This is a genomic window from Rhodococcus sp. H29-C3 (assembly GCF_030063405.1).
Lineage (GTDB): Bacteria > Actinomycetota > Actinomycetes > Mycobacteriales > Mycobacteriaceae > Rhodococcoides.
In genome coordinates this window covers 1-8702 of record NZ_JASITC010000037.1, presented here as the reverse complement: position 1 = coordinate 8702, position 8702 = coordinate 1, and the positions used below count along the sequence as shown (strand labels likewise).

Sequence of the window (8702 nt, the reverse complement as noted above, 5' to 3'; positions counted from 1 at the left end):
CGTTCATTGTCGCCGCTGACCGGCGTCTTGGTGGTGATGGCCATGGTGTGTGTCGATCCGTATCTCGCCCTGCATCAGGCCGGGTTGCTATGAACCAGTGGACTCACCTCACCCTGGCACGCAGGGCTTCGCGAATCGGTGCGCTCGCTGCGAGCGTCGCCGCTATCTCGTGCGGTAAACGATCGAGGTGCGGACGAAGCTCTGCAAGTGTCGTATGTTGGTCGACGTCGCGGTGTGAATGCTGGTGGCTGTCCCGGACCGCGGCGGCGATGGCGATTCCGGCGATCTGCATGTTGGTGACGACTTTCGTCGAAGCGACCGACACTTCCCTTCCGGCCTCAAGATGCAGCACTGCGGGACTTTCCCGATCAAGAGTGCTACCGCGCACGTTGACCACGGACAAGACTGGTACTCGGAGTTCGTGGAGCTTGCGTGCGGCAAGCAAGGTGTCGATCGTTTCGCCGGACTGGCTCAATACTACGTAGAGGCAGTCGCTTTCGATTACTGCGTCACGATCGAGGAAGTTCGTCGCCGACTCGGCCGACGCTGGGGTGCGGGCCAGGCGCTCGACGAAGTGCGCGGCAAGTTCGCCGGCGTGCAGTGCTGACCCGCAACCGAGAAACTTCACTCGATTCGGTGCGTGCCGCGCTATGAATGCCTGCCACGAGCGCGCTTCGACCGTGTCGGAGTAGAGACCTGTGATGAGCTGGTCGGCGGCACCGACTTGGTCGTGAATTTCTTTGAGCATGTAATCCGGGTAACCGTCCCGCCTCGAGTTTCCTGCAGACTGTTCGTAGAGAGTCCAGCTTCCGTGCGGATCGGGCGTGCTGTCCGTCAGGTGGTTGAGATCGATGACTTCCCCATTGCGCAGCGGCCGGTACATCACGCAGTCGTCGGACAGGGCAGCCAGATCGGAGGCCACCCGAGCGGAACCGTCCTTGTATGTGCCGACCAACAAGGGACTTCCGTGCGCGGTGGCAGCAAGACTGTTCGGCTCGTCGCGTGACATCGCAAGGACCGCATAATTGCCGTGAATGAGCGCCGTGGTGGCGTCGAGTGCAGCGGTGATCGACGATTGATGTTCGTCGAGATGTCGTTGAACGAGGTGGGCGATGACTTCACTGTCGGTGTCGGAGGTCAGCGTGATGCCCTCGTCGCGGAGGTGTGTGCGCAGTGCTGCGGCATTGCCGATGACACCGTTGTGGACGATGGCGACGGTGCCGGATTCGCTGACGTGGGGGTGCGCGTTGGCGTGGTTGGGTGGGCCGTGGGTAGCCCACCTCGTGTGGCTGATGCCGGCGTTCGCCGCCGGACGTGGAGTCATGGCGTCGTCGAGACTTTGTACTGGCCCTACCGATTTACTCACTACGATCTCGCCACCGCAGTTCACCGCTATGCCCGCCGAGTCGTAGCCGCGGTATTCGAGGATATGAAGTGCGTCGAGTAGCACCTGCGTGGCTTGTTCTGAACCAACGTAACCGGCTATGCCGCACATGAATTAGTGTCCTTTGCTAGTTAGTAAGAGCTAGTTTTCAGAGTGCAGGCAGTCCGTTGCATCCTGTCTCGATGGGATAGGTGCGCGCAGCACGGAACCCCTCTGCATAGGAGGTGCCGCATTGAAGTCCGCGAATTTGTCCCTGTCGGTCGACGAAGGTCACGTAGTCGATGCCATCGGTGTTCTGAAGCCATTCGTTCTGGCTCTTGTGGCACCACAGCATCTGACGTTTGATATCGACGGTTGAGGAGATGTCCACCCACAGTTCGGGTGCATCGCCGACCAGCCCCAGGGTGTCCATGTAGTACACCGACGGCGCAGTGGACAAAGGCCGGCTACCGGTGGCGAACAGTGGGGCAGTGGCCAGCTGGCGCGCACTCATGGCGATCGAGCTGGCTGCGCGGTGGTCGGGGTGGTAGTCGTTGGGGTCGTGTGCGAATACGATGTTCGGGGCGAACTCGCGCACGGCTTCGACGGTTGCGGAACGGGTTTCAGGATTGTCGAACAGCATCCCATCAGGCTGTCCGATCCAGAAAAGTTCGGCTCCGAGTAAGTGTGCTGCGGCTTGCGCTTCTTCACGTCGAATTGCAGCGACGTCATCAGGGTCACCTGATGGTGCGCCGAGACGTCCATCTGTAAGGATGCATACAGCAATCGTGTGGCCGCGTTCTCTGTACCGGGCGAGGGTTCCTGCGGCGAGGATCTCGACGTCGTCTGGGTGCGCTCCGATGGCCATGATTCGCAAGCTCATACTGTTACCTCCAATGAGAGTTGCTCGAAGAACTCGATGTCTGCGATGAGTTGGGTGTCCGGCAGGAAGTGGGTGCGGATGTGTTCTCGTCCGCCCTCCCCGATGCTGCGACGACGTTGAGGGTGTTCGAGCAACTCGCGGACGATCCGGCCGAACAGGTCATCTGGGGCGTCGAGCGGCACGGTTGCGCCCTGCTCTGGGGTCGGGATCTGGAGCCGTATTCCCCCTACAGCAGTCGCGACGACGGGCGTTCGTTTCCACATCGCCTCGGCGACAGTGAGCCCGAATCCCTCTGACGTACTTTTCTGGGTCACCACTACGGCGTGTCGCTGAAGTGCGTTGACGGTCAACGCGTTCTCGGTTATATCCGCCATCGGCAAGCACACCAATTGAACCCGCCGCCGGATTTCGCGCGGCAGTTGTCGCCAGCGCGAGACGCAATATGCGAGATAGTCGGCGGCTTCGGGATCGTCGGCGACACCGGTGACTTCGGGGCCAGCAAGAGTGAGATGGACATCGCTGAACGGAGCGATGCTGCGCTCGAAGGAGTCGATGACTCCGACCATGTCCTTGACTCGATCCCACCGCGAAATTTGCGCGACCATGGGCGTGTGAGGGGTTGGCGGTGGACCTTCTCGATACAGTTCGTACCCGGTCGGGACGTGTGAGGGCCGGGCGTTGCCTTCGATGATGCCCCAGCGTTCGAGACGTGCGAGTACATCGGATTCTGTCAGAGCACGGTTCTTTGCTGCGGTGGGATCGATGAACGGTGCGATGCTGACATAGGGGATCTCGCCGAGTTGAGGAGGGCGGAAGTTGTCGGTTGTCGCGATCAACCCGTCGGCCTGGCAGATGTATCGATGGAGAAGATTCCAGGATCGAGCGGTGTGCTCGTTGGGTTGATCTGCGCCGTTGTGTGCCCTCCATGTCACGATCGCGCCGAGAGCCCGGAGACCTGCACACAGTCCGGCGGTTTGGGGGTCGTGCAGAACGACGCGGTCACCGGAGCGGATGTACGGCGACAGCTCGCTGGCGACGTGTGCTGAAACTCTCTCGTAGAGAGCTATTTCCGCCTCATCGAGAGGTCCGCCGTCACCTTCGACGCCGGAAACGCCGTTGTCGATACGTTTGGTCACGTCGAAGAACTCGGCTGGACCGTCGATCACCAGCCATCGCGTCGCGATGCCCACAGATCTTGCCAACCCGATCATCGGATAGAGCATTTCGGCCACACCCCCTCCGGCGGACGTGGAATTGATGTGCCAGAGCGTCGCTCCTGGAGGGAAATTCTGGGCCTTCTTGAGCAATGAATCCCAGCGTCCTGGCGGCAGTTCCAATTTCAGGGCTGACGGATCGTATAGATCGATGTCGACTTCGGTCACGTACGGCATGGCTACCTCTCAGCGAACTGGGTGGTCGATTTGGTGTGAGATGCTTTGTTTTGCAATAATTTCGACGTGCAGGCGAGGACGATCGAACACGTACTCGCCACCATGACGAAGGCGCTCGAAAGCCCCGTGTGGTCGGCAAGAAGGCCTACGAGCGGGGGTCCTGCGAGATATGCGCCGTAACCCACTGCGCTTACACGAGCGGTGGCAACAGCCACGCCCGCATGACTGCGATGGCCAGCTTCGGTGATGAGCAGCGGAAACAGAGGTCCGAGAGCAAGCCCGATGAACGCCATCGCCACCACCACACCCCACGGGCTGTGCTGAAGAAGCAACCCCACGAGCGTCGCCGAGGTCACCACCACGGCCGCGGATACCAACGTCCTCCGCGGCCCGAGCCGGTCGATGATCAGGTCGCCGAACGAGCGGGAGAGGAACATTGCGCAGCTGAACACGACGACCGCAGTCGCGCCGACCGTTGCTCCGCCGCTGAAGTCCCGAGAAACCAGCAGCGCGGACCAATCGGTGACCATGCCCTCGACCAGTAAGGCCGCAACAGCCATCGCTCCCACGGCAGCGGGGATCGCGAGCACGCGCGCGAACCGGGTGTTCGGAGACGAGTGAAAGTATTCGACCTCGGGGCTATTCGGCAGTGTCGCAGTCGGATTCGGCGCGGGATGCCGAGTCGGGCTCGGTAGGGACGCCGACGCCGCAAGAGCCAACAGCAACAAAGTGACGCTGACAGCCGAGAAGTGTTCGAGCACTGAGAAGTCGAACTTCGAGGCCAGCGCTCCGGACGATGCGCCAGCAAGGACACCCAAGCTGTAGCCGCCGTGCAGACGCGAGAGGATCCGCGTCCCAGCGCGGTTCTGGTAGTCGATTGCAGCCGTGTTCATCGCGACGTCGAGGCACCCGCTGGCCGCCCCCAGGACGGCCAGCGCGAGTCCCAGTAGCCATCCGTTCGATGCCAGGGCAATCAGAGGGAGCGCGGCGGCGAAGGCAATGGAGGCGGCAGTGCATACCGACCGCGCCGACACCGACCGCAACATGCGAGCGGTGCCTAGGAGCGCGGGCACAGATCCGGCGGCTACCCCGAGAAGTGCCCAGCCCATTTGTCCGTCGGTTAGCGACAATTCGGACTTGACCTGCGGGATGCGCGGTGCCCAGCTCGCCAGAACGGCACCGTTGACAAAAAAGACTATCCACAACGCCACCGTCGATCGACGGGTACGAACAGAAAACGACATGACGGCCTCACGGTCGCCCTGTCGGAATCAGGTGCCTACATCCCCGGACGGGCAGGAATGCTGCGGCATCATGTGTGGAACACCAAAAGCAAACCACGCCGTCTGATCCGCGTCAACCACGTCAGAAGCACGACGGCTGTATGTGACAGGATGTTGGCCACACCGATTGACCATGCAAGTAGTCCTACTGGCCGCGCGGGTCTGGCGGCAGAGTTCTTCAGTCTGGACCAAGTAGTCCAGAATTGCTGACAGTAGGATTGCTGTCGGCACAGGAGCTCGATCCCGTGGAAACGATATGACGAACGATCGATACGCAAACATCGCCTTGCTGGTCGCTATTGTGGCGTCCCTCTTCTTGGCGGTGGTGGATCTGGCCGCTTCCAATTGGGGTGACTTCACTCGCGATGTCGTGATCGTGCTCGGTTTCGCGGCACTGTTCATGTTCTTTCGTCGTCGTGCGAAACCTAGAGTACCGCCGACTTCGTGAACGTATGTAGGGGCGGTGGGCCCTCGACCGTCGGGTCGGGGGCTCTTCGTTCGTTCAGGTGTCCGCATGAGTGGCCTTCGGGTTCCGGTACGAAAACAGGCTGTGTCGGTCGGAATTTGAACCCTCAGGCGTCGTCCCAGCGGCCCACCTTCCACCCACTCGCCGGATCGTCGGTCCGCGGCAACCGGTCATCATCTCCATATCCGCAGCCGGCAGGGCGATGATCGAATAATCGGCTCAACGCCGAATGCAAACCAACGGCACCTGCACACATCGTGTGCGGGTGCCGTTCTCGTGTGTCGGAGGAGTGTCAGTTGATGCCGTGATAGTGGTGGATCGACGGCGCGACTGAGTAGGGCGGGCAGCCTTACGTCGGCGAGAGGTCCGTCCGCGTTCCGCTGCGTGGTCGATTGTCGATCCAGTGCTCGATGTCCTCTCGTGCGAACAACGGAGTACGAGAGAGATGGCGGGCCGGTTTCGGGGCTTGACCGCGTGCGACGTAGGACGACCACGTCTTGGCCGGCATCGCCTTACCGGTCTTGTCTTCGATCAGTGCCAGTACTTCGGCAATGGTGAGTTCGTCGGCCATCGGTGCTTCCTAGGTGGGTTCAGGGTTGATCATCTCGACCTTACAGGTTCCTACTGTAAATCGTCCCCTACGCTTGACGATACAGTTTGAGACTGTATAGTTTGGGTATGCCCTCGATGACCGCCGAAATCGACTGGCACTCAATCCCGTTCACCGCCGCCGAGAAAGGGGCCGCCATGCGAGCGCAACACTCCAGCAGCGCCGACGAGATCGACATTCTCGTACACCGCCAGGGCAAGGCCAAGATTCGTCGCACCGTCAAACGAGCCAGCGCGAGACGCGACCGCCGCACCGCACGGCGCGAACTCCGCAACTAGACCCACACGCCCAGCTCCGCAACCCGATACAGAACACAACGAAAGGCTTTCGCCATGACGCAACACCGCATCTGCGTCTCCACCGCCGCCGACACCCTCGCCGCCATCCCCGCGTTGCTCGGTTTCACCCCTGAAAACTCCGTCGTCGTCATCGCCTTCGCCTTCGGCAACGGCATACACACGATTGCATTCACCATGCGCGTCGCCGCTGCCATCACCGACGTCGAAGCGGGCCAGGTCGCCGAGGCAGCCGCACGTCAGCAGTGGGACAACTCACCCGTCACCGCCGTCATCCTCGCCGCCATCGCCGACCCTGCACATACAGGAGCTGCGTTGATCGGGCTCGAAGCAATCCGCGAAGCGTTCGCAGCTCGATCCATCGACACCCTCGGCGCTCTACACGCCTACAGCCTCACCGCCGGAACGATGTACACCGACCTCGACCACAACACCGACGGAGTCGTCCCGGACTCCGCCATCAGCGATGTAGCGATCGCCCGCGCAGTAGTGGAAGGTGCGACCATCGCCGGACGCCGCGAAGACATCGAGGCCCGATTCGAGCAGGCGGAGGAGATTCCCGAATCCCTCGCACTGGTCGCCGCCGCCACGATGGGGGAGCAGTTCCTGCCCGTCACGTTCGACGAGCTGGCCGCCGTCATCGACGCCCGCGAGATCCCGAGTGCCGACCTCACTGCCCGCGTCGGACTTGCACTGGCCACCGGACGACTAGAGGTGCGCGATGCATTCCTCGCCATGGCCGTCCACGGTCACCAGGACGCCGCCGACACCTTCACCTACATCGCCGCCCGGGTGCGCGGTACCGCACGCGCCCAAGCCCTGACCCTCGCCGCGTTCTTCCTCTACTGCACCGGAAACGGCGTGGCGGCGAATGTTGCCATCGAGGCAGTCGAGTCACTGGCGGCAGCGGAAAGCACCGAAGTGCCGAGCTTGGCCAAACTACTGTCTCGGGCCTTGCAGGAAGCGATGCTGCCGCGCATGGTCGCCACCCTCAGCGACGTCATCACCGACGACTTCCTCACCGAGCACATCGGCCGAGTCCAGAGCTACACCTAGACCGCAGGACCGGGCGCGGCCCCGCGCTACGAGGTGGCCGCGCCCGCGTCTAGCGCAACCGGTACGGCGGCCGCCGCACCAACTTCGGCGAATCAGAGAAACGTGCACTCAGAGGGAGAGCCGGGAGGCCGGCCACACCACATCGACGTGGCCGGCCACAGGTGGGCGCGTCTGTTCGACCGGGATGCCAGCGATGATCGCATCCAATGCCAGCTCTGAGGGGGGCGGCGCAGCATCGACCACACTCTTGGCCAACGCGTGCTCGATCCTCGAACGACTCATGACACGACACAGTACCGACCCCCGGACCAGATCTCCGCTCTCGCGTTCGCAGTGGATACACACAAAGACGGCACCTGCACACATCGTGTGCAGGTGCCGTCTTGTGTGTCGAAGGAAAAGTGTCAGTTGATGCCGTGATCGTGCTGGAACGACGGCGCCGCGGGCCAGGTCGGTGGCAATGCGGGCTTATCCGTCGAAGCCCTTGCAGTGCCGGTGGAACGCTGCTGCGGTGCGCTGACGAGTCCTCGTGGACGTTCACCGGTCTTGCCCGCGCCAGGGACCGGGTCGTACAGCGCGGAAAGATCACTCACAATCAGTGGCCTCGATTCAGTGTGTGCCGAGGAATGCTGTGCGGCCGGCCTGCGGGCGCGTAGTTCTTCCAGATCGGTGGACAGCGTGGCGATGTGCTCGGCGTCGACAGTCGGGTCGAGGGCAGCGATGTTGGTGCGCAGTCGCTCCACCTGGTTGTAGCGTTCGACGGCCGCGCGATCGGTCTCGGTGATCTCGGCAGCGTGCGTCACTCGCAAGGTTGAGTCTCCACGTGTGAGAGCTACAGTTCCGCGCAGTTCACCTGCGAGTTCTTCGGCGATGCGGTGTGCATCTGCGGCTTCGTAGATACCGATGTCGGTGGTCGAGTTCGGTAGTGGGTTGGTTCGTGTGGAGTGAACCTCGACTGCGAGCACGTCCACCGATCCGAAGTCGCCTTCGGGCAGTGAGGGTGTGGCGGCGTTGATGCGTTCGGCGGCGTGCGTGAGGTGTTCGGGTGCAGGCAGGCTCGCCCGCCGTGCGCCCGGTGCATAGTCGCGCAGTGAGGCCAACTCGGTGGCGAGTTCACCGGGGGTACCGACGAATTCGAGATCGGTACGCGAGCCGGTGGGGATCGTGGCGTCGATACTGACAGCGACCCGCTCTGATTCGCGCCATGCAGACAACGCGGCAGCTTGGGTGAGCGCGAACCGTGCCGCTGTTGCTTCGGTGTAGAAGTCTCCGCGATAGTGCATAAAACCTGGGTCGCCGTGTTGATCGAGCGAGCGAATTTCGACGTTGATGCTGGGGCGCACGCTCGGAGGAG

At 62.3% G+C, this 8702-nt stretch carries 10 protein-coding genes; 3 read left to right on the top strand and 7 right to left on the bottom strand.

The window, feature by feature from the left end; all coding sequences use genetic code 11:
* Positions 1-103 precede the first annotated feature (103 nt).
* Genes QMK32_RS24875 through QMK32_RS24860 form a run of 4 tightly spaced genes read right to left on the bottom strand, consistent with a single transcriptional unit; the run spans position 104 to position 4881 of the window.
* The gene (locus tag QMK32_RS24875; RefSeq protein ID WP_283478239.1) at positions 104-1495 is read right to left on the bottom strand and encodes an isomerizing glutamine--fructose-6-phosphate transaminase; all 1392 of its coding nucleotides are present in this window, start codon (positions 1493-1495) and stop codon (positions 104-106) included.
* A gap of 37 nt (positions 1496-1532) precedes the next feature.
* Positions 1533-2246: a PIG-L deacetylase family protein gene (locus QMK32_RS24870; protein ID WP_283478238.1), complete on the bottom strand. Its 714-nt coding sequence runs from the start codon at positions 2244-2246 to the stop codon at positions 1533-1535.
* Positions 2243-3628 carry a glycosyltransferase gene (locus QMK32_RS24865; protein ID WP_283478237.1) on the bottom strand — a complete coding sequence of 462 codons (1386 nt, stop codon included), beginning with the start codon at positions 3626-3628 and terminating at the stop codon, positions 2243-2245. The genes QMK32_RS24870 and QMK32_RS24865 overlap by 4 nt, the downstream gene beginning before the upstream one ends.
* Before the next feature lie 11 nt (positions 3629-3639).
* Positions 3640-4881 carry an MFS transporter gene (locus tag QMK32_RS24860; RefSeq protein ID WP_283478235.1) on the bottom strand — a complete coding sequence of 414 codons (1242 nt, stop codon included), beginning with the start codon at positions 4879-4881 and terminating at the stop codon, positions 3640-3642.
* Between the two features lie 295 nt (positions 4882-5176).
* Between QMK32_RS24860 and QMK32_RS24855 the strand changes: the two genes are divergently transcribed.
* Positions 5177-5368, top strand: a complete 192-nt coding sequence (locus QMK32_RS24855) for a hypothetical protein (RefSeq protein ID WP_283478233.1) — start codon at positions 5177-5179, stop codon at positions 5366-5368.
* Between the two features lie 367 nt (positions 5369-5735).
* Here QMK32_RS24855 and QMK32_RS24850 read toward each other — a convergent pair whose 3' ends face one another.
* Complete coding sequence (locus tag QMK32_RS24850) at positions 5736-5957, bottom strand: helix-turn-helix transcriptional regulator (protein WP_283478231.1); 222 nt, start codon at positions 5955-5957, stop codon at positions 5736-5738.
* 107 nt (positions 5958-6064) lie between these two features.
* On the opposite strand from QMK32_RS24850, the gene QMK32_RS24845 reads away from it, so the two are divergent.
* Both QMK32_RS24845 and QMK32_RS24840 read left to right on the top strand, forming a co-directional pair.
* A complete protein-coding gene (locus QMK32_RS24845; protein ID WP_283478230.1) occupies positions 6065-6274 on the top strand; it encodes a hypothetical protein in 210 nt (69 codons plus the stop codon).
* A 54-nt stretch (positions 6275-6328) separates the two neighbouring features.
* The gene (locus QMK32_RS24840) at positions 6329-7348 is read left to right on the top strand and encodes a DUF4192 domain-containing protein (RefSeq protein WP_283478229.1); all 1020 of its coding nucleotides are present in this window, start codon (positions 6329-6331) and stop codon (positions 7346-7348) included.
* Positions 7349-7456: 108 nt separating this feature from the next.
* On the opposite strand, the gene QMK32_RS24835 is transcribed toward QMK32_RS24840, so the two are convergent.
* On the bottom strand, positions 7457-7630 hold the full coding sequence (locus tag QMK32_RS24835) for a hypothetical protein (protein ID WP_283478227.1): 174 nt from the start codon (positions 7628-7630) through the stop codon (positions 7457-7459).
* 122 nt (positions 7631-7752) lie between these two features.
* The coding region (locus QMK32_RS24830) for a hypothetical protein (protein WP_283478226.1) at positions 7753-8702 on the bottom strand (950 nt) is incomplete at its 5' end.